The sequence below is a fragment of the Curtobacterium sp. GC_Cur_3 genome, from assembly GCF_026544205.1.
Lineage (GTDB): Bacteria > Actinomycetota > Actinomycetes > Actinomycetales > Microbacteriaceae > Curtobacterium.
In genome coordinates this window covers 1-26,173 of the sequence record NZ_JALNUI010000038.1, presented here as the reverse complement: position 1 = coordinate 26,173, position 26,173 = coordinate 1, and the positions used below count along the sequence as shown (strand labels likewise).

22 protein-coding genes and 1 other RNA gene are annotated in these 26,173 nt (G+C 71.3%); 7 read left to right on the top strand and 16 right to left on the bottom strand.

Going from position 1 to position 26,173, the window contains the following annotated elements; genetic code table 11:
• Positions 1-937 (top strand): 2-oxoglutarate dehydrogenase, E2 component, dihydrolipoamide succinyltransferase (sucB, locus tag OXR63_RS16170; RefSeq protein WP_267424936.1); only part of this gene is annotated, 937 nt, incomplete at its 5' end.
• 102 nt (positions 938-1,039) lie between these two features.
• Here sucB and OXR63_RS16165 read toward each other — a convergent pair.
• A complete protein-coding gene (locus tag OXR63_RS16165) occupies positions 1,040-1,819 on the bottom strand; it encodes a hypothetical protein (protein WP_267424934.1) in 780 nt (259 codons plus the stop codon).
• A 127-nt stretch (positions 1,820-1,946) separates the two neighbouring features.
• Between OXR63_RS16165 and OXR63_RS16160 the strand changes: the two genes are divergently transcribed.
• Positions 1,947-2,666, top strand: a complete 720-nt coding sequence (locus OXR63_RS16160; RefSeq protein WP_267424932.1) for a DUF4191 family protein — start codon at positions 1,947-1,949, stop codon at positions 2,664-2,666.
• 242 nt (positions 2,667-2,908) lie between these two features.
• On the opposite strand, the gene OXR63_RS16155 is transcribed toward OXR63_RS16160, so the two are convergent.
• A complete protein-coding gene (locus OXR63_RS16155; RefSeq protein ID WP_267424931.1) occupies positions 2,909-3,346 on the bottom strand; it encodes an RDD family protein in 438 nt (145 codons plus the stop codon).
• Between the two features lie 142 nt (positions 3,347-3,488).
• Between OXR63_RS16155 and glnA (OXR63_RS16150) the strand changes: the two genes are divergently transcribed.
• A complete protein-coding gene (gene glnA, locus OXR63_RS16150; RefSeq protein ID WP_071275783.1) occupies positions 3,489-4,913 on the top strand; it encodes a type I glutamate--ammonia ligase in 1,425 nt (474 codons plus the stop codon).
• A 515-nt stretch (positions 4,914-5,428) separates the two neighbouring features.
• Here glnA (OXR63_RS16150) and OXR63_RS16145 read toward each other — a convergent pair.
• The 5 genes from OXR63_RS16145 to glnA (OXR63_RS16125) form a co-directional block, all read right to left on the bottom strand.
• A complete protein-coding gene (locus OXR63_RS16145) occupies positions 5,429-6,850 on the bottom strand; it encodes a UDP-glucose dehydrogenase family protein (protein ID WP_267424930.1) in 1,422 nt (473 codons plus the stop codon).
• Positions 6,847-8,394: a glycoside hydrolase family 26 protein gene (locus tag OXR63_RS16140; RefSeq protein ID WP_267424928.1), complete on the bottom strand. Its 1,548-nt coding sequence runs from the start codon at positions 8,392-8,394 to the stop codon at positions 6,847-6,849. Before OXR63_RS16140 ends, OXR63_RS16145 begins: the two co-directional genes overlap by 4 nt.
• Positions 8,387-10,003, bottom strand: coding sequence for a glycosyltransferase family 2 protein (locus OXR63_RS16135; protein ID WP_267424926.1), 1,617 nt, complete (start codon positions 10,001-10,003; stop codon positions 8,387-8,389). The genes OXR63_RS16140 and OXR63_RS16135 overlap by 8 nt, the downstream gene beginning before the upstream one ends.
• A 503-nt stretch (positions 10,004-10,506) precedes the next feature.
• On the bottom strand, positions 10,507-13,476 hold the full coding sequence (locus OXR63_RS16130) for a bifunctional [glutamine synthetase] adenylyltransferase/[glutamine synthetase]-adenylyl-L-tyrosine phosphorylase (RefSeq protein WP_267424924.1): 2,970 nt from the start codon (positions 13,474-13,476) through the stop codon (positions 10,507-10,509).
• A gap of 37 nt (positions 13,477-13,513) precedes the next feature.
• Positions 13,514-14,851 carry a type I glutamate--ammonia ligase gene (gene glnA, locus OXR63_RS16125; protein ID WP_194625902.1) on the bottom strand — a complete coding sequence of 446 codons (1,338 nt, stop codon included), beginning with the start codon at positions 14,849-14,851 and terminating at the stop codon, positions 13,514-13,516.
• Positions 14,852-14,909: 58 nt separating this feature from the next.
• Between glnA (OXR63_RS16125) and OXR63_RS16120 the strand changes: the two genes are divergently transcribed.
• Entirely contained in the window at positions 14,910-16,670 is a 1,761-nt protein-coding gene (locus OXR63_RS16120) for an NAD+ synthase (RefSeq protein ID WP_267424915.1), read from the top strand.
• An 86-nt stretch (positions 16,671-16,756) separates the two neighbouring features.
• On the opposite strand, the gene OXR63_RS16115 is transcribed toward OXR63_RS16120, so the two are convergent.
• The gene (locus OXR63_RS16115; protein ID WP_194661071.1) at positions 16,757-16,933 is read right to left on the bottom strand and encodes an SPOR domain-containing protein; all 177 of its coding nucleotides are present in this window, start codon (positions 16,931-16,933) and stop codon (positions 16,757-16,759) included.
• Positions 16,934-16,997: 64 nt separating this feature from the next.
• Between OXR63_RS16115 and map the strand changes: the two genes are divergently transcribed.
• From map to rnpB, 3 genes are all read left to right on the top strand, one after another.
• Positions 16,998-17,861: a type I methionyl aminopeptidase gene (map, locus tag OXR63_RS16110; RefSeq protein WP_267424910.1), complete on the top strand. Its 864-nt coding sequence runs from the start codon at positions 16,998-17,000 to the stop codon at positions 17,859-17,861.
• A 25-nt stretch (positions 17,862-17,886) separates the two neighbouring features.
• The gene (gene ppgK, locus OXR63_RS16105) at positions 17,887-18,636 is read left to right on the top strand and encodes a polyphosphate--glucose phosphotransferase (RefSeq protein ID WP_267424908.1); all 750 of its coding nucleotides are present in this window, start codon (positions 17,887-17,889) and stop codon (positions 18,634-18,636) included.
• 283 nt (positions 18,637-18,919) lie between these two features.
• Positions 18,920-19,276, top strand: an RNA gene (rnpB, locus tag OXR63_RS16100) — RNase P RNA component class A.
• Between the two features lie 77 nt (positions 19,277-19,353).
• On the opposite strand, the gene OXR63_RS16095 is transcribed toward rnpB, so the two are convergent.
• From OXR63_RS16095 to OXR63_RS16060, 8 genes are all read right to left on the bottom strand, one after another.
• Positions 19,354-20,085, bottom strand: a complete 732-nt coding sequence (locus tag OXR63_RS16095) for a zinc ribbon domain-containing protein (protein WP_267424906.1) — start codon at positions 20,083-20,085, stop codon at positions 19,354-19,356.
• A 2-nt stretch (positions 20,086-20,087) separates the two neighbouring features.
• A complete protein-coding gene (locus OXR63_RS16090) occupies positions 20,088-20,936 on the bottom strand; it encodes a Nif3-like dinuclear metal center hexameric protein (RefSeq protein ID WP_267424904.1) in 849 nt (282 codons plus the stop codon).
• Positions 20,937-21,001: 65 nt separating this feature from the next.
• Positions 21,002-22,036: a hypothetical protein gene (locus tag OXR63_RS16085; protein WP_267424901.1), complete on the bottom strand. Its 1,035-nt coding sequence runs from the start codon at positions 22,034-22,036 to the stop codon at positions 21,002-21,004.
• Between the two features lie 128 nt (positions 22,037-22,164).
• Complete coding sequence (locus OXR63_RS16080) at positions 22,165-22,710, bottom strand: RBBP9/YdeN family alpha/beta hydrolase (protein ID WP_267424898.1); 546 nt, start codon at positions 22,708-22,710, stop codon at positions 22,165-22,167.
• 34 nt (positions 22,711-22,744) lie between these two features.
• Positions 22,745-23,704 carry a helix-turn-helix transcriptional regulator gene (locus OXR63_RS16075; RefSeq protein WP_267424896.1) on the bottom strand — a complete coding sequence of 320 codons (960 nt, stop codon included), beginning with the start codon at positions 23,702-23,704 and terminating at the stop codon, positions 22,745-22,747.
• 79 nt (positions 23,705-23,783) lie between these two features.
• Entirely contained in the window at positions 23,784-24,185 is a 402-nt protein-coding gene (locus OXR63_RS16070; RefSeq protein ID WP_194661079.1) for an ATP-binding protein, read from the bottom strand.
• Positions 24,186-24,196: 11 nt separating this feature from the next.
• A complete protein-coding gene (locus tag OXR63_RS16065; protein WP_267424893.1) occupies positions 24,197-24,535 on the bottom strand; it encodes an STAS domain-containing protein in 339 nt (112 codons plus the stop codon).
• A gap of 65 nt (positions 24,536-24,600) precedes the next feature.
• On the bottom strand, positions 24,601-25,803 hold the full coding sequence (locus OXR63_RS16060; protein WP_267424891.1) for a multidrug effflux MFS transporter: 1,203 nt from the start codon (positions 25,801-25,803) through the stop codon (positions 24,601-24,603).
• Between the last annotated feature and the right edge of the window lie 370 nt (positions 25,804-26,173).

Genomic DNA, 26,173 nt, shown 5'->3' with positions numbered 1-26,173 from the left:
CCCGAACCCGTCGCAGACCGGCGCAGCGTCCGGCTACGTCACGCCGCTGGTGCGCAAGCTCGCCAACGAGCAGGGCGTCGACCTGTCGACCGTCACCGGCACCGGTGTCGGTGGGCGCATCCGCAAGGAGGACGTGCTCGCCGCCGTCAAGCCCGCCGCGGCTCCTGCTGCCTCCGCTGCATCCGCCGCGACGTCCGGCCCGTTCGTCGCCGAGGTCTCCCCGCTCCGTGGCACCCGCGAGAAGATGACGCGTCTGCGCAAGGTCGTCGCCGAGCGTGCCGTGCAGTCGATGACCTCGACCGCACAGCTGACGAGCGTCGTCGAGGTAGACGTCACGAAGGTGGCGCAGTTCCGCGACGCCCACAAGGCCGAGTTCCTCGAGAAGACCGGCGCGAAGCTCTCGTTCATGCCGTTCTTCGCCCTCGCGGCCTCAGAGGCCCTCAAGGCACACCCGAAGATCAACTCGACCGTCGACGGCGAGGAAATCGTGTACCCGGAGACGGAGAACGTCTCGATCGCGGTCGACACCGAGCGTGGCCTGCTCACCCCGGTGATCAAGGACGCTGCGTCGCTCGACCTCGCGCAGTTCTCGAAGGCGATCGCCGACCTCGCCGAGCGCACCCGCAACAACCAGCTGAAGCCCGACGAGCTCGCCGGGGGCACCTTCACGCTGACCAACACGGGTTCGCGTGGTGCGCTGTTCGACACGCCGGTCGTGTTCCTGCCGCAGTCGGCCATCCTCGGGACGGGCATCGTGACCAAGCGTCCGGCCGTCGTGAAGGTCGACGGACAAGAGGCCATCGCGATCCGCTCGTTCGTGTACCTGGCGCTGTCGTACGACCACCGGATCATCGACGGTGCCGATGCGTCGCGCTACCTCGTCGCAGTGAAGAACCGCCTCGAAGAGGGCAACTTCGCCCCGAACCTGGGGTACTGACCCGCACGTCCAGTCCGGCCCGACGGCCCCGGTTCCCCTCGTGGGAGCCGGGGCCGTGGGCATGTCGGGTCGCGTGGGTCGCCGGCGGTCGTCGGGCCGGCGTCACGATGCGTTGAGTCCCAGAACCCCGGCCGCCACGAGTCCGGCGGCGACGACGACCCCGACGAGCACCTGTCGCGGTGACACCCGGACACCACCGGCGCCGAGCCGCACGCCACGCTCGACGACGTCCTGCACGGCGGCGAGGAGTCCCGTCGGCTGCGGCGGTGCCGGCGCCGCGACGGCGTAGACGTCCGCCGGCGGTTCCCAGCGCACGGGCCGCGGCGGGCCCGTCGCCTGCACGACGTCGACGAGACGCCGGAGGTCCTCCACCGCACCGCCGAGCGCCCCCGCCACGGCGTCGTCGACGGCAGCACGGCACGGCTCGCGGGGGTCGACCCGTTCCCACACCGTACGGACGGCGTGCAGCAGGGCCGTGGCACCTGGCGACTCCGAGGTGCGCAGCGGAGCCGAGCCCGGATCGACGTCCGGCGGGTGGTCGACGAGGACCGGTGCGCCGGAGTCGTCGACGAGGACGTCGTCAGCACGGGCGTCTCCGAGCAGCAGGGCCCCGGCACCGGCGTCGATGGCCAGCTCGAGGAGCGGGAGCGTCAGGGTGACGGCGACGCCGACGGTCGGCACGCCGATGCGGTCGAGGGCGTCGGGGAGCGGCGTGCCGGTGAGCTGCTCGGTCTGCACCACGAGGTGTCCGTCGGGACTGCGGCCTACAGCGGTGACGCGCACGCAGTGCTGCGGCTCGGCCGCGCAGCGGTCGGCGACCCAGGCGGCGTAGGGGCCGGTGTCGGGCCCGGACCAGCGGTGTTCGACGGTGGTTGTCGGCATGGTGACGAGCGTGGCGGAGGGGGACGAGCCTCCAGTCCGGGGTGCAACGGTCTGTGGAGAACCCCGTTCGCCCACAGCCGGTTCACCGACGGTCCACACGACGGTCGCCAGGCCGTATCCTGGGGGCATGGCACGAAGCAGCTCGACCGACACGAAGGCGAAGGCGAAGGAGCCGGGGCGTCTGAAGCAGATGTTCCAGGTCTTCCAGATGACCCGTCGGGCTGACCCGACGTCGATCTGGTGGTTCGCCGCCGCGTTCCTCGTCCCCGTCGTCCTCGGGGTCCTCCTGGCGCTCCTGCTGCCGGGGCAGAACTGGCTCGCGATCGTCCTGTGGATCCTCGCCGGCGTGCTCCTCGGCGTGCTGCTCTTCCTGATCGTGCTCGGCCGTCTCGCCGAACGGGCTGCCTACTCGCAGATCGAGGGCCAGCCCGGTGCCGTCGGTGCCGTGCTGTCGAACTCGCTCCGTCGCCAGTGGCGCTCCAGCGAGATGCCCGTCGCGGTCCACGGCCGTTCGCAGTCCGCCGTCTACCGCGCCGTGGGGACGCCCGGCGTGGTCCTCATCACCGAGGGCCAGGTCGGCAACATCTCCCGCCAGGTGGACGAGGAGCGCCGCAAGGTCCAGCGCATCGTCCCGAACGTCCCCGTGCACGTCGTGCACGTCGGTGAGGGCTCGGACGCGGTGACGCTGCACAAGCTCCCCCGTGCGATGAACAGGTACAAGAAGTCGCTCAACCGCAACGAGGTCCTCGCGGTGGCGAACCGCCTCGACTCCCTCACGCAGAGCCCGGCGTCGGCGATCCCCAAGGGCATCGACCCCACGCGCGTCCGCGCCGGTCGCCCGCGCTGAGCACCGTCTGACGTCGCTGGACGCCCCCGACCGCTGCGGTCGGGGGCGTTCTTGCGTCGCGGGGCCCGGCTGGCGGGCGGTGTGCGGCGACGGCTGCGGAGGCGGCTGCGGCTCGCACGGTGCGCGCTTCCTCAGGTGGTGCGAGGTTGATCACCTCGTGCGGTGCCATGAGCGGGCACCGGGTGACCAACCTCACACCAGGGCCGGCGGGCCCGCGCGCGCACGCACGCCAGCCGCGCCCCTCAGCGCCGGACGAGCACCGTGCCGGCAGCCGCGTCGTGCAGCGGGCGGCCGTCCTTCGCGTGGATGAGCACCGGGACGACGATGCACAGCAGCACCGTGCGGACCACCGGTCGCCACACCCCGATGTAGCCACCACGCACCGGCACCACGCGGAGCCCGACGCAGACCTGTCCGAACGACCCGGAGAGCAGCGGGATGAAGACGACCTGCAGCGCGGCGAAGATGGCGAGCGTGATGAAGTTGCCCGAGTCGCCGTAGGTCCCGAGCCCGAGCGACACGAGGCACGCGAGCGCCCAGTCGATCACGAGCGCGATCAGCCGCCGCCCGAAGCTGCCCATCGACCGGGGCCCGGACTGGGGCAGGCCGAGGACCTTGCCGGGCCACTCCCCCGCACCGGCACCAGCAGCGGAGGACGACGACGAGGTGGGGCGGGCCATGTCTCCAGGGTAGGCGACACCGGGTGCGTAACACGCCGGAAACAACGCAGTCACGTCCGGGAAACCCCGGGTCAATAGCCTCGTCGGAGGGTGCCTCTCGGTCCCCTCGAACCACCACCCAACCAGTAGGAGAACGACTCACATGTTCAGTGATTCCTCCGAGGTGCTCGCCTTCATCAAGGACACGGACGTCAAGTTCCTCGACATCCGTTTCACGGACCTCCCCGGGGTCCAGCAGCACTTCAACATCCCCGCGTCCACGGTCGACGAGGACTTCTTCTCGGTCGGGCAGCTCTTCGACGGCTCCTCGATCCGCGGTTTCGCGTCGATCCACGAGTCCGACATGCAGCTCATCCCGGACGTGACGACCGCCTACGTCGACCCGTTCCGCGCGGAGCGCACGCTGATCATGGTGTTCGACATCTACAACCCGCGCAACGGCGAGATCTACAGCCGCGACCCGCGCCAGGTCGCCAAGAAGGCCGAGAAGTACCTCGCCTCGACCGGCATCGCGGACACCGCGTTCTTCGCCCCCGAGGCCGAGTTCTACATCTTCGACGACGTCCGCTACTCGGTCACGCAGAACGAGTCGTTCTACGCGGTCGACTCCGAGGAGGGCGCCTGGAACACGGGTCGCACCGAAGAGGGCGGCAACCTCGCCAACAAGACCCCGTACAAGGGCGGCTACTTCCCCGTGTCGCCGGTCGACAAGACCGCCGACCTGCGCGACGACATCTCGCTCAAGCTGATCGACTCGGGCCTCGAGCTCGAGCGCGCGCACCACGAGGTGGGCACCGGCGGCCAGCAGGAGATCAACTACAAGTTCGACACGATGGTCCACGCCGCGGACGACATCCTCAAGTTCAAGTACATCGTGAAGAACACGGCCGAGCAGTGGGGCAAGGTCGCCACCTTCATGCCGAAGCCCATCTTCGGTGACAACGGCTCGGGCATGCACACGCACCAGTCGCTCTGGTCCGACGGCACCCCGCTCTTCTACGACGAGAACGGCTACGGCGGGCTCTCCGACCTGGCCCGCTGGTACATCGGTGGCCTGCTCAAGCACGCTCCCGCCGTCCTGGCGTTCACGAACCCGACGATCAACTCGTACCACCGTCTGATCCCCGGCTTCGAGGCCCCCGTCAACCTCGTCTACTCGGCGGGCAACCGCTCGGCCTCGATCCGCATCCCGATCACGGGCACGAACCCGAAGGCCAAGCGCATCGAGTTCCGCGCGCCCGACGCCTCCGGCAACCCGTACCTGGCGTTCGCCGTGCAGCTGATGGCGGGCCTCGACGGCATCCAGAACCGCATCGAGCCGCACGAGCCCGTCGACAAGGACCTCTACGAGCTCCCGCCCGAGGAGGCGAAGAACATCCCGCAGGTGCCGGCCTCGCTCGACGCCGCACTCGCAGCGCTCGAGGCGGACCACGAGTTCCTCCTCAAGGGGAACGTCTTCACCGAGGACCTCATCCAGACGTGGATCGACTACAAGCGCGAGAACGAGATCCTGCCGATGGCGCAGCGTCCGCACCCGTTCGAGTACGAGCTGTACTTCGGGGTCTGACTCCCGCTCCACACGCAGAAGGGCCCCGCACCGTCAGGTGCGGGGCCCTTCCGCGTGTCGGGCAGCGGACCGAGACTCGGCTCGGCGGACAGGACACGCCCGCCGGACGGCGCAGGGTGTCCGGCCGGCCGAGACTCGGCGTGCGGGCTGCGGCCGGCACCGGACGCGACCGCCGGGAGGCCCGGTGGCGGTCCGGCGGGCGGGTGCCGGGCCTCCAGGCGGGTGCGGTTGCACCCATGACGGGTGCGATGGGAAGTGGGAACGCGCGTTGCGGGTCGGAAGGGGCGACCTCCAACGCGCCATTCGACCTCCTGCGCACGGTTCGACCTCCTACGCGCGAATCGACGTCCTGTGCGGAGGGCCTGACACGCGGGAAAGGACCTCCTACGCGCGAAAGGACCTCGTACGCGCCATCGACCTCCTACGCGCGGAACAACACCCCACACGCAGCGCCGCCCGGGCGCGCGAAACGGGGCCCGCACCGCCCCGGCACGGACCCCGTCTGCTGCGGGCGACTAGCGGCTGGTGGCCAGCACGTCGTTGGACCCTGCAGCAACGCTCACGGGTGCACCCGCGACCGGCGTGGGACGTCCCAGGGAACGGACGGACCACCCCGCCTTGACCCAGTCGGTGACCGGGAGGCAGTTGCGCGCGTCGATGACGACGCGACGTCCGACGAGGTCCCCAAGGGCGACCGGGTCGGCGCTGATGATGTCGTCCCACTCGGTGAGGACGAGGACGAGGTCGGCACCCTCGAGCGCCTCGGTCATGGACGCGGTGTAGCTCAGCGTCGGGAACGAGCGCTTGGCCGTCTCCATCGCCTCCGGGTCCCAGAGCGTGACCTGGGCGCCGCGGAGGTGCAGCGCCGCGGCGACGTTGAGCGCCGGCGAGTCGCGGACGTCGTCGGTGAGCGGCTTGAACGCTGCGCCGATGACGGCCACGCGGCGGTTCAGGACCGATCCCCCGGCAGCGTCGATCGCCATGTCGATGACCCGCTGGCGCTGGCCCATGTTGATCTCGTCGACCTGCTGCATGAGGCCGACGACCTGGCCGGCGCCGATCTCGTTCGCGCGGTACATGAGCGCCCGGATGTCCTTCGGCAGGCAACCGCCGCCGAAGCCGAGGCCGGCGTTGAGGAACTTCCGGCCGATGCGGGCGTCGTGGCCGAGGGCGTCGGCCAGCGTGGTGACGTCGGCACCGGTGATGGCGCACATCTCGGAGATCGCGTTGATGAACGAGATCTTCGTGGCGAGGAACGCGTTCGCGCTGACCTTGACGAGCTCGGCGGTGGCGAGGTCCGTCGTGATGACCGGGGTGCCCTCGCTGATCGGTGCGGCGTAGACCTCGCGGATCACGGCGTCGGCTGCCTCGGACGCGCCACCCCAGACCAGGCGGTCCGGGTGCAGGGTGTCCTCGACGGCCTTGCCCTCGCGGAGGAACTCGGGGTTCCAGATGAGCTCGGCGGTGATGCCGACGGGGGCGAACTCGCGGACGATGCCGCGCAGTCGTGCCGCCGTGCCGACCGGGACCGTCGACTTGCCGACGATGAGCCCGGGGTGGGTCAGGTTCTCGGCGACGCCGCGGGTGGCGCTCTCGACATAGGCGAGGTTCGCGGCGTGCGAGCCGGCCTTCTGGGGCGTGCCGACGCAGACGAAGTGCACGTCAGCAGCCGCGACGGCGGACGCGATGTCCGAGGTGAAGCGGAGCTTGCCGCTGGCCACGTGCTTCGTGATGAGCTCGGGCAGGCCGGGCTCGAAGAACGGGACCTCGCCGGCGGACAGCGCGGCGAGCTTCGCCGGGTCGACGTCCACGCCGATGGTCTCGAAGCCCATCTCGGCCATGGCGGCCGCGTGGGTGGCACCGAGGTAGCCGGTGCCGATGACGCTGATGACGGGCGCGGGACGGCCGTCCTTGTCGGAGTGCTTCTGAGCGGTCATTGCTTGACCTCCTGCAGGTCGTAGTCGATGTCGTTGCGCGAGATGCCGTCCACGAACGCCTGGAGGCTGTCCGCTCGGGAGTTGAGCCGCCAGTCGTTGGTCGACCGGACGCCGTCCACCACGGTGGTGGCGGTCTCGCTGAAGTAGGAGAACCCGATGACGTCGTCGTTCTCCGGCTTCGCGAGCCCATCGAACAGGGACGTCAGCCACTTGGCCTTCTGGCCGCCGGTGACGGTCGTGCCGGACTCCGTGGCGCCGACCTCGCTGAGGAGGATCTTCTTCCCGGGAGCCACGTCGCGGAGCTGGCGGAGGGTGGCGTCGAAGGTGTTCGTGAAGGTCGGGTCCTCGGAGGCGGTGCGGTAGTAGCCGCTCATGCCGACCCAGTCGACGTACGACGGGCCCGGGTAGTACGCCTTCATGTAGTCGAGCGTCTGGTACTTGGCGTTGCCGAGCTTGTCGATGCGGCTCGGGGCCCAGTTCCAGATGACGTAGTCGTTCGCGCCGGCCTGGGCGAAGACGTCGTGCACGTGCTGCCACATGCCCACGTAGGACCCGGCGGCGTTCTGCTGCGCGGCACCTTCGGACCAGTTGTACCAGGAGCCGTTCATCTCGTGGTCGAGACGGATGACCACCGGCTGCCCGTTGGCCTTCAGCGCGTCGGCGTACTTCGTCAGGTACGCGTCGAACTTGCCCGAGATGATGTCCTGGTTCGTGTAGCCCTCGACGTACTTCTGGTCGTTGCCCGTCTTCGACGGCGCGGACTCCCACGTCATGAGCGGGACGCGACCGTTCGCCCAGGAGCGCTGGACGGCGTTGGCGTTGAAGTCCTGGTCGAAGCCCTGGAAGAACCCGACCATGTTCGTCGCCTTGCCGACCTGCTGGGACACGTCGTCGTACTCGGCCCAGTTGAAGGGCGACTGCGCCGTGTAGAGGCCGTACCAGCGCGACGACTGCGCGAGGACCTGTGCCTTCGTGGGCGTGACGACCGGCGTGACGGGGTCGGGGTCCTTCGACGGACCGGTGTTCGGGTTCGTCGCCGGGGCACCGGACCCGCCACCGTTGGCCGTCGTACCGGAGCCGTGCGAGCCTCCCGTCCCGGATGCGCCGGACCCACCGGAGCCGGACCCGGACCCGGACCCGCTCTTCGCGCCGAGCGCCGACTTCGCGTTGGCGGCCGAGGCCTTCGCCGACCCGAGCTGGGACTGGAGCGACGCGATCTGCGCCTTGAGCTCCGCGACCTGGTCGCCGCGGGAGCCGGCCTGGGCGCTCGTGGACTTGAGCTTGCCCTGGAGCGTCCAGATCTGCGCCTGTGCCGCGTCGAGCTTGCCCTGGAGTGCATCGGCATCGACCGCCTTCTCCTGGGCGGTCTTCACGCCGAGCGCGTGGTGGACCGCGGTGGAGACGGGGCTGGACGGTGAGATCCACACGTTCCAGGTGATGAGGCCCAGTGCCAGCACGATCGCGGTGGTGCCGACGGCCGTGCGCTTGGCGTGCTTGGAGGAGGGTGCCCACCACGTGCTGGTGGAGCGGAAGAGGTCAGACAATGAGGAACGCCTCCAGGGCGAAGATCGCGAACCCGATGAAGTACGGGATCGACGCGTACGGGTTGTACCGACGACGGGCCTTGACACCGGTGGTGCGCGCGGCGGTCGTGCTGGCAGCGGACGTCACCGCGGCCGCGGCGGCTTCCCGTCGCGTGGCCAGGACGGTCGTCGTGGAGTTGGTGGTGACGTCGAGCTCCCCGGCGCGGCCGCCCGTCGACGTGAACAGCTCGTCGAAGGCGCGGTCCGCTGCCGCCTGGTCGGCGCCGTACTCGGTGGAGGACCCGGCGGGGACCCGGTCGACCGGGCTCACCGGCGTCTGCATCGCCACGGCCTGCGGCTGGACGGGCTCCTCCTCCATCGGTCCACCGGCGTAGGCACCCGCACGGGTGCCCCAGCCGCTGGCGTGGCCGAGTCGGAAGAAGCCGATGAGCCGGATCGGCATCAGGAAGAACGTCGACACGATGATGAACATCGGCAGGCGGAAGAAGTCGCTCGGCTTCTCGGCGAGGTGCCGCATCTGCCGGATCGCCATGCTGAGCACGCTCGAGATGACCATGAGCGCCGCGACGTAGACGAAGCCGGTGGAGAAGCCGTACTGCTGCAGGATCCCCTGGTAGAGGTTCTCGCCCTGGCCGGTGAAGGCACGGTAGACCCAGCCGGCGATCACGCCGAAGAGCATGAACGGCAGGATGATGTCGGTGATGAAGAACAGCGCCAGCACCGGGGCGTGACCCAGCATCCAGGGCATCATGCGCAGCGTGTTGTACTGCGAGCCGCGGGCCCAGCGGAGCTGCTGCTTGAACAGCTTCTTCACCTGCAGCGGAGCGTCCGTGTAGACCAGCGACGTGTACTGGTAGACAGTCCGGTAGCCCTCCTTGAGGGTCAGGTTCGTCAGCGTGCGGTCGTCGGAGACCTCGAGGAAGACGCCCATGAACTTCTCGTGCATGAACTTGTCCATGACGCGCATGAGGATGTTCCGGCGGAACGCGATCGTGCGCCCTGGCAGGCAGCCGATCTGTCCGAGGACGCTCTGCGCGGGCATCGAGTACAGCGCGCGGGAGTTCTCCAACCAGTCCGCCCAGCGGGTGATCCAGGAGCGCTCGGGCTCGAGGATGCGCTGACGGGTGGTGACGCCACCGACGGACTCGTCGGCGAACGGCCGGAGCAGCTCCTCGAGCGCGCCGGGCGTCCAGACGGTGTCGGAGTCGACGAGCACCGTGATGTCACCGTTCGACATCTCGGTGCCGACCTTGACGGCGTTGCGCTTGCCGGGGATCGGGGTGTGGGTCCAGCGGACGAGTGGGGCGAACTCGTCGCAGACCTCCTCGAGGGCCTCGTTGCGTGCGCCGTTGATGACGACGATGATCTCGCCGGGGCGCTGCTCGACCATGCGGCCGATGACGTCCCGGAAGAGGTCGAGTGGCTCGTCCACCACGGGGACGACGACGCTCGTCGTCCCGGTGTACGTGCCGGTGAAGGGGCGGTAGCGGGCGGAGAGGACGACCTTGAGCACCCAGAGCAACCAGATCACCGCGGAGTACACGGCGAACAGGTAGAACTCGGGGCGCCCGTCGACCATCTGCCTGATCTGCAGAATGAAGGTGAACATCGATCCCTGCTTCAACGTTCGAGGGGGAGATTCCGCGCCATCGGGAAATCGGGGTCGGTTCGGGTGACCCCATTCACGCATCCCGGAGTGGACCGCTGCAACGCCACCCCCGACCGAGGGCACCGCGGTTTCGTGACGGGGTACATCGGAGTCCCCCTCGCGCCCCACCACCGTGGTCCCCACGGTTGCTGACAGCACATCGGTGGACCACTGACACCGCGCACGTCGCGCGACGACGCCGGACCGCCAGCCTGGAGGCGCGGTGTGCGTCCCTGGGAAAGCCCTGGTCACGACGCGGTCACCGGGCGCGTCGCCGGCAACGTCCGCACGGCCGCCGCAGCCCGTCGGCGGCACCTGTCGCGCTGCGACGCCGCCCGTGGCCGTGGGCGCCGACGGGGTACGGATCGGTCCGTTCCGGGGGACGGATCCGGTAACGTGGATTTAACGTGCGCGAAGCGGAGCGCTGGACACGGAGCGCGGACGCCCGGGCGTGTCGCGGGGCGTCAGGCGCCGTAGAACTCGCGTTCGAAGACCTGCCGAGCGCGTCGGGTGACGCCGAGGTAGTCCTCCTCGAGCTCGGACGCCGACCCCGGCGGGTACTCCATCAGCCGTGCGATGCCCTCGAGCTGGATGCGGTCGACCGGCAGCACGTCGGTCGTCTTCCCCGACCAGAGCACGAGGGCACTGCGGGTACGGGACGCGAACCGCCACGCGGCCGCCAGACGCTCGCCGTCCTCGGGTGCGACGAGGCCCTCGGCGACGGCGCCGTCGAGGGCGTCGAGCGTCGACGTGGTCCGGAGCGCCGGCACGTGCAGCGCGTGCTGGAGCTGCAGCAGCTGGACGAACCACTCGACGTCGCTCAGGGAGCCGCGGCCGAGCTTGAGGTGCCGAGCGGGGTCGGCTCCCCGGGGCAGGCGCTCGGACTCGACCCTGGCCTTGATCCGGCGGACCTCGCGGACCTCGCGCTCGGCGATGGACGCCGGGTAGCGGGTGCGGTCGGCCAGGTGCTCGAAGTCGCGGAGCAGGGGGTCGTCGCCGACGGCACCACGGGCACGGAGCAGGGCCTGGGCCTCCCACGTCAGCGACCAGCGGGCGTAGTAGGCACCGTAGGAGTCGAGCGTGCGGGTGACCGGGCCGTTCTTGCCCTCGGGGCGCAGGTCGATGTCGAGGTCGAACGGGTAGAGCGCGTCCTCGGTCAGCCGGTTCAGCTCGCGGACGATCGTCTGCGCGGCACGCGAGGCCGTCTCCGGCGGCAGGTCGGTGCCACGGTGGACGTAGAGCACGTCGGCGTCCGAACCGAACCCGAGCTCACGACCGCCGTAGCGCCCCATCGCGATGACGCCGAACTCCAGGCCGACGGGGGCGTCCCGCCGTGCGAGCTCGAGCGCGCCGGTCAGGGTCGCCTCGGTGATGTCGCTGAGGGCCGGTCCGAGCCGGTCGACGTCGATCCGGCCGAGCGTCGCGGCCATGCCGAGACGCAGGGTCTCGCGCCGCCGGACGGAGCGGATCAGCGAGGCGGCGGCGTCGACGTCGTCCCCGTGGCGCGCGGTCGTCGCGCGGACCTCGGAGAGCAGGGCGGCGACGGGCCGGGCCTGCAGCAGTGTCTCGGGTTCGTCGAGCCACGCGACCGCCTCGGGGAAGCGTTCGAGGAGCCCGGACAGGAACGCCGACTCGGACAGCACGGTCGTCAGGCTGTGCGCGGCGCCCGAGGAGTCCCGGAGCATGCGGAGGAACCAGCTCGACTCCCCCAGGCGGTCGCTGAGCCGGCGGAAGGCGAGCAGCGCGCGGTCCGGAGCCGGCCCCTCTGCCATCCACCGGAGCAGGACGGGCAGCAGGTTCCGCTGGATCGCGGCACGACGGCTCGAGCCCTGCGTCAGCGCCCGGATGTGCCCGAGCGCGCCGTCCGGGTCGACGAAGCCGATGGCACCGAGCCGGTCGCTCGCCTGGTCGCTCGTCAGCACGATCTCGCCGTCGGAGGCCGCCACCGCCGACAGCAGCGGTCGGTAGAAGAGTCGCTCGTGCAGCCCGCGGACCTCGAGCTTCACCGAGCGCCACCGGGTCTCGAGCGCGGCCGCCGACGTCGCGAGGCCACTCGACCGGGCGAGGACGCGGAGCTCGTCCTCGTCCGAGGGCATCAGGTGCGTGCGTTGGAGGTACCGGAGCTGGATGCGGTGCTCGAGGACGCGGAGCAGCGCGTAGTCCGGACCGAAGCGGGCGGCCTCGGGGCGGCCCACGTACCCGGCAGCTGCGAGGGCCTCCATCGCGTCGAGGGTCGAGCGGGCTCGGACGCCCTCGTCGTCACGCCCGTGGACGAGCTGGAGCAGCTGCACGGTGAACTCGACGTCGCGCAGGCCGCCGGGGCCGAGCTTGAGCTGCCGGTCGACCTCGTCGTCCGGGATGTTGTCCGTGACCCGCTCGCGCATCCGCTGCACCGACTCGACGAAGCCCGGGCGGCCCGAGGAGTTCCACACGAACGGGGCGACGGCTGCGGCGTAGCGCTCCCCCAGTTCGATCGAGCCGGCGATCGGTCGCGCCTTGAGCAGCGCCTGGAACTCCCACCCCTTGGCCCAGCGCTCGTAGTACGCCACGTGCGAGTCGAGCGTCCGGACGAGGGCGCCGTCCTTGCCCTCCGGTCGGAGGTTGGCGTCGACCTCCCAGAGCGCGGGCTCGGCGGCGAGGTCCGTGATGACGTGGGTCGCCGCGATCGCGATGCGCGTGGCGATGAGCACCGCGCGGTCCGTGCCGACGCCGGTGCCCGACTCGGGGTCGAGGGTCGGCTCGGTCACGAAGATGACGTCGACGTCGCTGACGTAGTTCAGCTCACGTGCGCCCGCCTTGCCCATCGCGATGACGGCGAGCGGGGTGGCCTCGACGTCGGCGCGCGGGAACGGGACCTCGCGCCGGGCGACGTCCACGGCGACGTCGAGCGCAGCACCGGCGAGGTCGGCCAGACCGGCGGCGACCGCCGGGAAGGCCTCGGTCGGGGACGGGTTCAGGACGTCGAACAGCGCGATCTGCGCGAGGTGCCGGCGGTAGCGCACGCGCAGGCGCATCCGGGCTGCCTCGTCCACGGCGCCGTCCACGGCCCGGGTCAGGGACTCCGTGTACGCCTGTTGCGACCACGGGGGCGTGACCGGGTCGAGGAGCAGCGCGAGCTCGGCGGGTCGTCGCTGCAGGAACTCCCCGAGCCCGACGGACGCGCCGAGGAGCCGCACGAGCCGTTCGGTCGCGGCGTCGTCCTCGAGCACCGCGCGGAGCTCGTCCGGGTGCCCCTCCATGAGCCGTTCCAGTCGACGGAGGGCACCGTCGGGGTCAGCGGTGACGCCCCAGAGCCCCGGCACGTCGGTCACGGAGACGCGCATGGCAGCGCCGAAGCGCTCCTGCAGGTCGGCGAGCCGGTCGAGGCTCTCCGACAGCTCCGCGAAGCCCACGCGGGCCAGCTCGGAGCGCGACGTCTTCGTCCTGCCCGTCATGCTGCGGCGGTGGCCGGCGCGGAGCTGCCCATGAGCCCTAGAGCATGCCCAGGTTGGTGTCCAGCTCGAACGGGGTGACCTGATCGCGGTAGCGCTTCCACTCCTGCCGCTTGTTCAGCAGCACGAAGTTGAAGACCTGCTCGCCGAGGGTCTCCGCGACGAGCTCGGAGTCCTCCATCAGGGACAGCGCGTGGTCGAGGCTGGCGGGCAGCTGCGCGTAGCCGAGGGCCTTGCGCTCCGCGTCCGTCAGGCTCCAGACGTTGTCCTCGGCCTCGGCGGGGAGCTCGTAGCCCTCCTCGATGCCCTTGAGGCCGGCGGCGAGGATGAGCGAGTACGCCAGGTACGGGTTGGCCGCCGAGTCGATGCCGCGGTACTCGATGCGCGAGGACTGGCCCTTGTTCGGCTTGTACAGCGGCACGCGCACCAGGGCGGAGCGGTTGTTGTGGCCCCACGTGACGAAGGAGGGGGCCTCGTCGCCACCCCAGAGCCGCTTGTACGAGTTCACGAACTGGTTCGTGACCGCCGTGATCTCGGGGGCGTGCCGGAGCAGGCCCGCGATGAAGTGCTTGGCCGTCGGGGAGAGCTGGTACTCGCCGCCGGGCTCGAAGAACGCGTTCTGGTCGCCCTCGAACAGCGACACGTGGGTGTGCATGCCCGAGCCGGGCTGACCGGAGATCGGCTTCGGCATGAACGTCGCGTAGACGCCCTGCTCGATGGCGACCTCCTTCACGACGGTGCGGAAGGTCATGATGTTGTCGGCCATGGTCAGCGCATCGGCGTACCGCAGGTCGATCTCGTTCTGACCGGGGCCGGCCTCGTGGTGGCTGAACTCCACCGAGATGCCGAGGTCCTCGAGCATCCGGACGGCACGACGACGGAAGTCGTGCGCGCTGCCGCCGGGGACGTTGTCGAAGTAGCCGGCCTGGTCGACGGGCTTCGGGCCGCCGTCTTTCCAGTCGCGGTCCTTGAGCAGGTAGAACTCGATCTCGGGGTGCGTGTAGAACGTGAACCCGTGGTCGCTCGCCCGCGCCAGGGTGCGCTTCAGGACGTTGCGGGGGTCGGCGACGGCTGGCTGGCCGTCCGGGGTCGCGATGTCGCAGAACATCCGCGCGGTGGGGTCGATCTCACCGCGCCACGGCAGGATCTGGAACGTCGAGGGGTCCGGGTGTGCCAGGACGTCGGCTTCGTACGAGCGGCTGAGGCCCTCGATCGCGGAGCCGTCGAACCCGATGCCCTCGGCGAACGCGCCCTCGACCTCGGCCGGGGCGATCGCGACCGACTTCAGCGTGCCGATGACGTCCGTGAACCAGAGTCGGATGAACTTGATGCCCCGCTCCTCGATGGTGCGGAGCACGAAGTCCGTCTGCTTGTCCATGCACGCCCTTTCCGCGTTCCACGGTCGCTCGGCGACCGTGGTCAATAGGCTAGTGCTCATGCCCCGTCTCCGCTTGGCACTCGCCCAGACGAACCCGGTCGTGGGCGACTTCGCCCGGAACGCCGCCGGCATCGTCGACGCCGTCCGCACCGCACGAGCGCGCGGCGCCGACCTGGTCGCCACCGGGGAGATGGCGATCTCCGGCTACCCGATCGAGGACCTCGCCTCGCGGCCGTCGTTCCTGCGCACCGCGCGTGCCGCCCTCGAGCGCCTGGCACGGACCCTCGACGAGGAGGGCCTCGGCGACGTCGCGGTGGTCGTCGGCCACCCGGACGGGCCGTTCGCCCCGCGGCCGGTCGACGTCAGCACGGCCCCGACCGCGATCGCGAAGAACTGCGCGAGCGTCCTGCAGCACGGGCGCGTCGTCGCCACGACCGCCAAGCACCACCTGCCGAACTACTCCGTGTTCGACGAGTACCGGGTGTTCATCCCCGGCGACGACCTGCTCGTGGCCAGGATCGCGGACGTCGACGTGGCGATCGTGATCTGCGAGGACCTCTGGCGCGACGGCGGCCCGGTCGCCCGGGTGCTCGACGCCGACGCCGGTCTGCTGCTCGTCGTCAACGCCTCGCCGTGGGTGGCCGACAAGGACGAGGTCCGGCTGCCCCTCGTCACCCGTCGCGCGACCGAGTCGGACACGGTCGTCGCGTACGTCAACGTCGTCGGCGGCCAGGACGACCTGGTCTTCGACGGCGACTCCGTCGTGGTCGACGAGACGGGCCGGGTGATCGCCCGGGCGCCGCAGTTCCGCGAGCACCTGCTGCTCGTCGACGTCGACCCCGCACCGGCCACCGGCCCCGTCGTCACCGAGCACGTCCAGCGGGTGTCGCTCGACACCCCGAACACGACGCCGGGCGAGCTCGCGGGCCGCCCCCCGCTCCCCCGCGACGTCGCCGAGCTCCCCGACGACCGTCAGACCCTGTGGGACGCGCTCGTCCTCGGCACGCGCGACTACGTGCGGAAGAACGGGTTCCGCTCGGTGGTGCTCGGCCTGTCCGGCGGCATCGACTCCGCCGTGTGCGCCGCGATCGCCGTCGACGCCATCGGTGCCGAGCACGTGTTCGGCGTCTCCATGCCCTCGCGGTGGTCCTCGACGCACTCCCGCTCGGACGCCGACGACGTCGCCGCGCGGCTCGGGCTGCAGTACCGCACGGAACCGATCGCCGACCTCGTCGCCCCGTTCGACGCCCAGCTCGGCCTGACGGGGCTCGCCGCCGAGAACATCCAGGCGCGGGTGCGGGCGCTGATCCTGATGGGCCTGTCGAACCTCGACGGCCACCTCGTGCTGACCACGGGCAACAAGACCGAGCTGGCCGTCGGCTACTCCACCATCTACGGCGACTCGGTGGGCGGCTTCGCGCCGATCAAGGACGTCCCGAAGACGACGGTGTGGGCGCTGGCCCGCTGGCGGAACGCGCTCGCGGCGTCCCGCGGCGAGACCGAGCCGATCCCGGAGAACTCGATCAGCAAGCCGCCGTCCGCCGAGCTCCGCGAGGGGCAGGAGGACCAGGACAGCCTGCCGCCGTACGAGGTCCTCGACGCGATCCTGGAGCAGTACGTGACGCGGGCCCAGGGCGCCGCGGACATCGTCGCGATGGGCTTCGACGCGACCACGGTCGCCGAGGTCACCCGCCTGGTCGACCGCTCCGAGTGGAAACGCCGCCAGGGCGCGATCGGCCCGAAGACCTCCGGCATGGCCTTCGGCCGGGACCGCCGGCTCCCGATCACGTACCGTCCGTCTCCGACGGTCGGCGGCTGACGCCACCACGAGACGGACGGGAGGCCCGGTGCCAGCTGGCACCGGGCCTCCCGTCTCTCAGGTCGTCGCGTCGCGGACGCGAGCCGTCAGGACTCCTCGTCCCACTTCTCGTTGTTCGCCTGGATGCGCTCGAGGGCGTGCTCCGCTTCCTCGCGCGTCTCGAAGGGCCCGATGCGGTCACGCTGCGGGGACTGCGGGCCCTGCTCGACCGTGCGGGTCTTGTCGTTGAACCACCACTGGGACTCGATGCGTTCGTCGCTCATGCCGCCACCGTACCCGCGCGGCACCGGCCACGACCCGCGTCGACGCGCCACTAGAGTGGTGCGCATGCCCCGGGACGAACACGGACACCTGACCGCCGGCCGCATCTCCCCGCAGCGGGCCGTCCCGAGGGACATCGAGCGCCCGGAGTACGTCGGTCGGGTCGAGCCGCACGAACACGGTCTCGGCGACACGTACACCCCGGACGAGGTCGAGCTGATCCGCACGGCGGGTCGCATCGCCTCGCAGGCCATCGACGCCGTCGGTGCCGCGATCCGTCCCGGTGTCACGACCGACGAGCTCGACCGCATCGGGCACGAGTACGTCGTGTCGCACGGCGCGTACCCCTCGACCCTCGGCTACCGGGGCTACCCGAAGTCGCTCTGCTCGTCGCTCAACGAGGTCATCTGCCACGGCATCCCCGACGACACCGTGCTGCAGGACGGCGACATCGTGAACATCGACATCACCGCGTACAAGGACGGCATGCACGGCGACACGAACCGCACGTTCGTCGTCGGCACCGCGGCACCCGAGGTCCAGGACCTCGTCACGCGGACTGAGGAAGCGCTGCGTCGCGGCATCAAGGCCGTCGCGCCGGGCCGTCAGGTGAACGTGATCGGTCGGGCCATCGAGGCCTACGCCAAGCGGTTCGGCTACGGGGTCGTCCGCGACTACACCGGGCACGGGGTCGGTCGGGCGTTCCACTCCGGGCTGATCATCCCCCACCACGACGCGGCCCACCACGACACCGTCATCGAGCCCGGCATGGTGTTCACCATCGAGCCGATGCTCACGCTCGGCGGCATCGAGGCCGACATCTGGGCCGACGACTGGACCGTCAGCACCCGCGACAAGTCCTGGACCGCGCAGTTCGAGCACACGCTCGTCGTCACCGAGCGCGGTGCCGAACTCCTCACCGTCTCCTGACACCCTCCCTACCGAAAGGCTCCACATGACCTCCCTCGCAGTCGGCGTCGACATCGGCGGTACGGGCATCAAGGGCGCGATCGTCGACACGGCGACCGGCGAACTCACCACCGACCGGATCAAGAAGGCCACGCCAGAGGGGGGCAAGCCGCACGACATCGTCGGGGTCGCGAAGTCGATCCTCGACGAGCTCTCCCCGCCGTCCGACGTCGCCGTCGGTGTCTGCTTCCCCGCGATCGTCCGCGACGGCAAGACCATGTCCGCGGCGAACGTGTCGAAGAAGTGGATCGGCTTCGAGGCCGAGGCCCTGTTCGAGAAGGAGCTCGGCCGCTCCATCCACTTCGTCAACGACGCCGACGCCGCCGGGTTCGCCGAGCAGCAGTTCGGCGCCGCGAAGGGCCGCGAGGGCCTGGTCATCATGACGACGCTCGGCACGGGCATCGGCACTGCGCTCATCAACGACGGCGTGCTCATCGTCAACGCGGAGCTCGGGCACCTGGAGATCGAGGGCGTCGACTACGAGACGAAGGCGTCCTTCGCGGCCAAGGAGCGCGACGACCTGTCCTGGAAGCACTGGGCGAAGCGCCTGCAGAAGTACTACTCGCGACTCGAGGCCCTGCTCTCCCCCGAGCTCTTCGTCGTCGGCGGCGGCGTGTCCAAGCAGTACGAGGAGTTCCTGCCCCTGCTCGACCTGCAGGCCGACATCATCCCCGCGACGCTCCGCAACAACGCGGGCATCATCGGCGCGGCCACCCTGGCGGCCCGCAGCGCCTGAGCGCACCGCCGCGCGGCGGCGCGCCGGGCTGTGAGATCGCACTTCGTGTCGGGTCCGGCACCGTGGACCCGACACGAAGTGCGATCTCACCGGGGCGGCTCCAGACTGACGGGGCGAACGGGTCGCCGGTGTGGGCGCTGTACGGGCGCGTCCCGGAACACTCGACCTGCGAATGGGTCGCCGGTGTGGGCGCTGTCCGGGCGCGTCCCGGTACACTCGACCTGCGAACGGGTCGCCGGTGTGGGCGCTGTACGGGCGCGTCCCGGTACACTCGACCTGCGAACGGGTCGGTGAGACGGTCGCGTCACTCCCCCGGGAGTGCCGAGGAACGTCCGGGCTCCACAGAGCAGGGCGGTGGGTAACACCCACCCGGAGCAATCCGCGAGACAGTGCCACAGAGAACAGACCGCCGGTGGCGACACCGGTAAGGGTGAAACGGTGGTGTAAGAGACCACCAGGGGTCCGGGTGACCGGATCCGCTCGGTAAACCTCGCCCGGAGCAAGGTCAGACAGAGGACACTGAGGCTGCTCGCCGAGTCCTCGGGTAGACCGCTGGAGGCCGACGGCAACGTCGGTCCGAGAGAGATGGCCGTCACCGCCGCGAGGCGGGACAGAACCCGGCGTACGGCCGGCCCGTTCGCGCAGGCCACGTCAGACCAGACAGACGGGAGGCCCGGTGCCAGCTGGCACCGGGCCTCCCGTCTGTCCGCGGTCGGTCTACAGACCGGACTCCTTGGTGCGGACCAGCACCGCCTCGCTGTCCGGGCAGAGCACGACGTCGTCCGGGGCCGCACGGCGCACGGCCTGCAGGTCCGCGCCGGTGAGCGTCACGCCCGATGCCGTCGAGACGCCGCCCTGCAGCAGCGACGCCCCGAAGCCGTAGCGGGCACGCTGGCGTTCGTAGAGCGCGAGCAGGTCCTCGGGGACCTTCGCGGCGATGTCCGCGCGGCTCTGGGTGGCGGCGGCGCGGTCGTTCTCGAGTCGCTGGATCTCGGTGTCCCGCTCGGCGACGAGTCCGGCACGGGAGGCCTCGACGTCGGCCAGGCGGGCCTCGACGTCACCGACCCGGGCGCGGTAGACGTCGAGGCGCTCCATGATCTCGAGCTCGGAGGTCTCGAGGTCCCCGATCCGACGCTGCAGCGAGTCGAGCTCGTTCTGCAGACCGGCGGCGTCCTTCGCGTTCGCGTGCTGGAGCATCGTGGTGTCCCGCTCGACACGGGCCTGCGCGGTCGCGGTGTCGGACTCGAGGCGCGCGAGGTCGCGCTCCGAGTCCTCGACGTCACCGGTGGCCGCGGCCAGTTCGCTGCGCAGCGACGAGGCCGTCTTGCCGAGCTCGGTGAGCCGGTCCCCCTTCTGCAGGGAGCTGATGCGGTGGGCGATGCGGGTGATGTCGTTGTCCAGTCGCTGGACGTCGAGGAGGATGACCTGGTCCTCGGGTGCTGCCTTCATGGTCAGGCTCCTTCGTTGTGGTGCTCGGTGGTGGGGGCTGACGGCAGGACCGCGAAGTCCCACGGGTCGGTGCGCAGGTCGCTGACGGTGACGCGGACGCCGGCGGCGCGACGGAGCTGTTCGGCGGCGACGTCGAGCCAGAGCCACTCGGTGGCCCAGTGCGAGGTGTCGATGAGGGCCGGGCCGTCGACGAGCATCGCCTGCTCGCGGAACTCCGACGCCGGGTGGTGGCGGAGGTCGCTCGTGACGTACACGTCGGCGTCGAGCACGGCGGCGTTGCCGAGCAGCGAGTCCCCGGCGCCGGCGCAGAGCGCGACGGTGCGGACCGGCTGGTCGTAGGCGCCGGACACCCGGACGCCCGAGGCCGTCGCGGGGAGGACGTCGACGATCCGCCGGGCGAGGACGCCGAGCGACACGGGCTCGGCGAGCACCCCGACGCGACCGATCCCGGTGCCGTCGACGTCACCGGGTTCGAGTGGACGCAGGTCGGTGAGCCCGAGCCGCTCCGCCAGGACCGCTGAGGTGCCGGTCGTGACGACGTCGGCGTTCGTGTGGGCGGCGACGAGCGCGCACCCACCGCGGATCAGGGTGGCGAGGACGGCGCCCTTGTACGTCGACTCGGCGACCGTCGTCACGCCGCGGAGCAGCAACGGGTGGTGCGTCAGGAGCAGGTCGGCGCCGAGCTCGACGGCTTCCCGTGCGGTGTCCGGGACGGCGTCGACCGCCAGGTGCACATGCTCGACCACGGCGTCCGGGTCACCCGAGACGAGGCCGACCGAGTCCCACGACTCGGTGCCGGCAGCGGGCCACAGGGTCTCGATCACGGCCTGGAGATCGCGGAGCGTCGGCATCCCGTCAGTCTACCGAGCGGACCGGAGCGACCGGGCCCCGAGCGTCGACCGGGTCCGGCGTGGAGTCACCGACGGCCGACGACGCGGAGGACGGCGGCGACGACGCGGGCCCACCAGCCGGGTCGTGCCGATGCGGTGGCCGCGGTGTCGTCCGTGCCGGGAGCCTCGGGCAGGGCCGCTGCGTGCTCCTCCGGGAACACGACGGGCGTGCCGGCCGTCGCCGTGGCGGTGTCGGACTCCGCGCGGTGCGCCCGCAGGACGGCCGCGAAGGCGTCGCGGTCGATGACGGTGGGCCCGGTGGCGGGCGGAACGAGCGGGGTGGGTCGCGTGTTCGCGGACATCGGCGTGACGGCCAGGAGGCTCGGCACGAGTCGCGCAGGCTCGTCGCGGTCGGTGTCGTCGTCGCAGTCGAGGACGGCGCTGCCGGTCACCGCGACGGGTGCAGCCACGGGCAGGACGAGCGCCGGAGCGGAGCGGGGCACCGGGGTGGGCGCGGGAGCGAGGACGGTCACGGCTCCGGTGGTCGCGGCACGACGGGCTGCGGCACGGTCGCGACGGTCGGCCTCGTCGGCGGCCTCGGCGAGGAGGTCGTCGAACACCGACCGGGCGTAGGCGCGGGCGGCCTCGACCTCGGGGTCGGACAGGTCGGCGACGGCGGCTTCCCACGCCTGCAGGCGGGCGAGGTCCTCGTCGCGGCGCAGGACCTGTTCCTGGAGCACGACGATGCGCTCCAGCGTCGGTCGACCGCTCTGCGCGGAGACCTCGACGGCGAGCTCCTCGATGCGGAGGGCCAGGCGCTCGGGCGGCTCGGGGAACGACGGGGCGCAGGTCGAGCGGTGCCGGCCGTGGTCGCGGGGGCGTCGGAACGCGGTGTCCTCAGCCGGGGCGGACGTCAGCGTCTCGGACGGCGCGGCGGTCTCGGGAGCCGTCTCCGGCGCGTCGACGAGGAGGTCGGGACGCTGGACGGGGCCCGTGACGGGCGGCACCACCAGGTCGGCCAGGTACGGGGTACGGGTGGCCGGGGCGTCCCTGAGCCACTCCTCGACCTCGCGACCGAAGGGGTCCACGAGGGGGGTGCGTGTCCCGGACTGCGTCTCCATGGAGGAAGTATGAAACATCGTGCGCGTCGCTCCGCGGCACATCGGCGGTGTGTCGCGGGATCGGCTGGCATGTCAGGCCACCGGCGACCGGTCGACACCGCCCGTGCGACGGTGCGGCTGGCGGAGCGTCAGCGCCGGTCGGCGAAGGCCTGGAGGAGCGTCCGGCCGACCGCCCAGTCCCCCACCCCGCTGGCGACGTTGACGTGGCCGTGCGGACCGATCCGCTCGACGTCGGAACCCAGGACCGCGGCCAGCGCCTCGGCCCGCTCGCGGGTGCAGTAGGGGTCGTCGTCGCTCACCACGACGAGCGTCGGCGTCGCCACCGCCCGCGTCGGGAACGCGAAGCCCCTGGCCGCGTGCGGGAAGCCCGGCGCGTCGGGGTCGGGCGGCGCGACGAGGAACGCCCCGGCGACGCGGCCGTCGTCGTGCTCGGCGAGCCAGTCCGCCACGGCGAGGACCCCGAGACTGTGGGCGACGAGGACCGGCGGGCCCTCGACGGCGGCGACCGCGGCGTCGAGCGCGGCGGACCAGTCGGCCGGGTCGGGCTCGGACCACGAGGTGGGCGCGATGCGGACGGCGTCCTCGCGCCGGGCGGCCTGCCACACGGACTGCCAGTGCTCGGCGTCGGAGTTCCAGATCCCGGGCACGATCACCCACGGTCGCGGTCTGCTCACGCCCCGAGCGTAGGGGACGCCGTGGCCTCGGTGGTCAGGCCTGCAGCGTGTCCCGCGGGTACTCGCCGAAGCGGGTGGCGTACGCGGCGGAGAAGCGGCCGAGGTGGGCGAACCCCCAGCGCACGGCGACGGCGGCGACGGTCAGCTCGCCGGGCGCGCCACGACGGAGCTCCTCGCGGATGCGGTCGAGGCGGATCCCGCGCAGCATCGAGTTCGGCGCAGTGCCGACCTGACGTTGGAAGGCCTGCTGCAGCCCGCGGACGCTGAGGCCCACGTGGTCGGCGACGTCGGTCGTGGAGATCGGGGTGTGGGCGAACGCGTGCATGTACTCGACGGCCTCGCGGACACGACCGGTGGCACCCTGCGGCAGCGGGACCTCGGGCGCGAGCAGCCGGTGCGGGAAGGTCCTCAGCAGCGCGAGGGCCGTGGTCCTGGCGATCTCGGCGAGGCCGACGGCGGAGACGGGTGGGGAGCCCAGCACGACGCCGGCTGCCCGCTGCACCTGCTGGTTCCAGACGCGCAGGTCCTCGGGTCGCGGTGCCGCCGTGTGGTCGAACACGAGCGGACCGGGCTGGACACCGTGGAACTCGGCGGCCATCTCCTCGAGGTGCGTCCGCTCGAACTGCACCAGGCTCTGCCGGACGTCGGCGAGCTCGAAGACGAAGGGTCGACCGGACGGGAACATCATCGGCGACCCGGGACGGAGCTGGGCCTCGTCGCGGCCGATGTCAATGCGCCCGCCGCCGTCGGCCGTCCACATGACGGCGTACTCGTCCTGCAGCTCGACCTCGCCGCGGACGCGTGCGTCGAAGCGGGTCGAGCGGAACGAGATCTGCTCGTTGCCGACGCCGCGGAACCGGTAGGCGAAGGGACGATCGGTGCGTGCGGCGGCGAAGCCGGCACCCTCGTAGGCGTCCTCGTACATCCGCAGGGCGTCCTCGAGGACGGTCCCCGAGGTCTCGAAGGTGCTCCTGGGATCGGACTGGTCGTTCATCGCGGTGATCGTGACACGGCGGATGCCAGGTGTCTCAATCGTTCACACGAGTTTGCGGGTTCCGGCCGACCCGATGCGTTTACCGGATCAGGCGCCGGACCGTCCAGGTGTTCGTCTCGCCCTCACGCGCGTACCGCAGCTCGTCGACGACCATGCCGACCAGGGCGAGACCGCGGCCGCTCTCGGCGGACGCGTCGGGGAGCTCGGCGGCCGAGGGGTCGACGGAGGCGGGCCGACCGTCGTCGGTGAGTCGGGCCTCCAGGCCGCCGTCGCGGACCGCGAGGGCGAGCGAGCAGGCGATGCGCGCATCCCCGGCCGCGTGTTCGACGACGTTGGAGGCGAGCTCGACGAGGGCGAGCTCGAAGGCCATGCGGTCCTCGGGACCGACGGAGGGCTCGGTTCCCCAGACCCGGGCGAGGAACTCGTGGACGGCGGTGACGTCGTCCGGCGGTGACGCGAAGTCGAGGCGGTGCTCGGCCACGGCGATCTCGCTCAGCCCCAGTTGGCGACCGCAGCGTCCCCGTCGGGGTACGTGCGGAGGATCTTGTCGATGTTCGACAGCGTGAGCACCATCGTCACCTGCTCGGACGGTGCGGCGATGCGGAGGTCCCCGCCGGCCTGTCGCGCGGTCTTCAGGCAGCCCACCAGTGCCCCCAGCCCGGAGGAGTCCATGAACTCCACACCGGACAGCTCGACGACCACCCGGTGGTGCCCGCCGTCGACGACCGTTGCGACGGTCTCGCGGAACGCCGGTGCCGACACCATGTTGAGTCGGCCGGTGCACTCCAGGACGGCGGTGTCCGTGCCTGTCTCGTGTACGACGATGTCCATGCGGATGCCCCCTCTGATCGGAACGTCTTGCTCCGCGACCCTACCGGTTCTCCGGCCCGCTGCCGTCAGTCGGCGCGTCGCGCGGCCAGCACCTGCACGACGACCGCCGCGCCCATGAGCACCACCATCACCGACCCCATCGCGATCGCGGTCCCGCCGAGCAGCCCGGCGAGCGGTGTGCCGAGTCCGCCGAGCCCGAACGACAGACCGCCCTGCAGCGCTGCGGCGGTCCCCGGGTGCGCCGCGCCGACGTGCTGCGTCCTGGTCATCGCGGCCGGCAACACGAAGCCCCAGGCGCCGGTGACCACGGCGAGCGAGACCCAGACGGCGACCGGTCCGAGGCCGAGGAGCGCCGACACGAACACCCCGGCCGCACCGATCGTGCCGACGAGCAGACCGGCGGTGAGCAGCGCGTCCTCGGAGAACCGCCCGACGACCCGCCGGAACACGAGCGTCGTGATGATCATCATCGTGGCGTTCGTCGCGAAGACGATCGTGTAGAGCTGCTCGGAGAAGCCGAACTGCGTCTGGAACACGAACGAACTCGTCGCGATGTACGCGAAGAAGCCGATCGTCGAGAGCACCGCGGTGAGCAGGTACGCCCGGAAGCGCGGGATCGCCACGAGCTGCCGGATGCGCTGCCAGTTCGCACCGAGGCCGATCCCACCGCGGGCGGCCGGACGCAGGGTCTCGTGGAAGAACGGCACGACGAGGGCGAAGAACACCGCACCGAGCACCGCGAGCACGACGAACATCACCCGCCACGTCCCGACGAGCAGCACCGCTCCCCCGGCCAGCGGCGCCACGACCGGACCGATCGCGTTGATCGCGGCGAGCGTGCCGAAGACCTTCGCCATCCGCGGCCCCTCGGTGACGTCGGACACCATCGCGCGGCCGGCGACCGCGGCGGCGGCCCCGGCCAGGCCCTGCACGACCCGGGCGGCCACGAGCGTGCCGACGTCGGGCGCCAGTGCGCAGCCGAGCGAGGCGAGCGCGAACAACGCCGTGCCGCCGAGCATCAGGGGACGCCGGCCGATGCCGTCGCTGACGGGCCCGGCGAGGAGCTGCCCGACCGCGAACGCCACGAGGAACGCGGTGAGCGAGAGCTGGACGGCGCTCGGCGTGCTGCCGAGGTCGCGGGCGATCGCGGGCAGCGCAGGGATGTACATGTCCGTCGCGAAGGGCGAGACCCCGACGATGAGCGCGAGCGGCACGATCGGGGGCAGGGTCGTCCGGATGGGTCGGTTGCGGGTGCGCGCCGTCGTCACGGCCGCAACGCTACGCGGTGCCGAATCGATTCGACGGGGCTGGGTCGGTGCTTCGTCGGCTGTGTGTGGGGTCGCGAGCGGTCACGACACCCCGCTCAGTGGTGTCGAGCGGTCGGGAACCGTCGCTCGGGCGGCGCCGGAGCGACGCTCCGTGGCCGGTCGGCGCCGCGCCGTCGGGGTGTCGCGACCACTCGAGGAGGGTGGCCGCCCGGTGGCCGGGCGCGCCCGCGGCGGACGGGAGGCTCGGTGCCAGCTGGCGGCGCGCCTCCCGGCCCGCGCGCGGTGCGCGGTCGGCCGCGCGGTGCGAGGTTGCGCACTCCGTGCGCCGCCACCGCGCCGCACCACGTGCGCGACCTCGCACGACGCGGCG

Excerpts from the sequence above, each read along its gene's own strand:
- OXR63_RS16155 (WP_267424931.1), bottom strand. The coding sequence starts at position 3,346 with ATGGCCCGCCCCACCTCGTCGTCGTCCTCCGCTGCTGGTGCCGGTGCG.
- ppgK (WP_267424908.1), top strand. The coding sequence starts at position 17,887 with ATGACCTCCCTCGCAGTCGGCGTCGACATCGGCGGTACGGGCATCAAG.
- OXR63_RS16130 (WP_267424924.1), bottom strand. The coding sequence starts at position 13,476 with ATGACGGGCAGGACGAAGACGTCGCGCTCCGAGCTGGCCCGCGTGGGC.
- OXR63_RS16085 (WP_267424901.1), bottom strand. The coding sequence starts at position 22,036 with ATGGAGACGCAGTCCGGGACACGCACCCCCCTCGTGGACCCCTTCGGT.
- map (WP_267424910.1), top strand. The coding sequence starts at position 16,998 with ATGCCCCGGGACGAACACGGACACCTGACCGCCGGCCGCATCTCCCCG.
- OXR63_RS16065 (WP_267424893.1), bottom strand. The coding sequence starts at position 24,535 with ATGGACATCGTCGTACACGAGACAGGCACGGACACCGCCGTCCTGGAG.
- glnA (WP_194625902.1), bottom strand. The coding sequence starts at position 14,851 with ATGGACAAGCAGACGGACTTCGTGCTCCGCACCATCGAGGAGCGGGGC.
- OXR63_RS16135 (WP_267424926.1), bottom strand. The coding sequence starts at position 10,003 with ATGTTCACCTTCATTCTGCAGATCAGGCAGATGGTCGACGGGCGCCCC.
- OXR63_RS16145 (WP_267424930.1), bottom strand. The coding sequence starts at position 6,850 with ATGACCGCTCAGAAGCACTCCGACAAGGACGGCCGTCCCGCGCCCGTC.
- OXR63_RS16165 (WP_267424934.1), bottom strand. The coding sequence starts at position 1,819 with ATGCCGACAACCACCGTCGAACACCGCTGGTCCGGGCCCGACACCGGC.
- OXR63_RS16075 (WP_267424896.1), bottom strand. The coding sequence starts at position 23,704 with ATGAACGACCAGTCCGATCCCAGGAGCACCTTCGAGACCTCGGGGACC.
- OXR63_RS16090 (WP_267424904.1), bottom strand. The coding sequence starts at position 20,936 with ATGCCGACGCTCCGCGATCTCCAGGCCGTGATCGAGACCCTGTGGCCC.
- OXR63_RS16160 (WP_267424932.1), top strand. The coding sequence starts at position 1,947 with ATGGCACGAAGCAGCTCGACCGACACGAAGGCGAAGGCGAAGGAGCCG.
- glnA (WP_071275783.1), top strand. The coding sequence starts at position 3,489 with ATGTTCAGTGATTCCTCCGAGGTGCTCGCCTTCATCAAGGACACGGAC.
- OXR63_RS16115 (WP_194661071.1), bottom strand. The coding sequence starts at position 16,933 with ATGAGCGACGAACGCATCGAGTCCCAGTGGTGGTTCAACGACAAGACC.
- OXR63_RS16120 (WP_267424915.1), top strand. The coding sequence starts at position 14,910 with ATGCCCCGTCTCCGCTTGGCACTCGCCCAGACGAACCCGGTCGTGGGC.
- OXR63_RS16095 (WP_267424906.1), bottom strand. The coding sequence starts at position 20,085 with ATGAAGGCAGCACCCGAGGACCAGGTCATCCTCCTCGACGTCCAGCGA.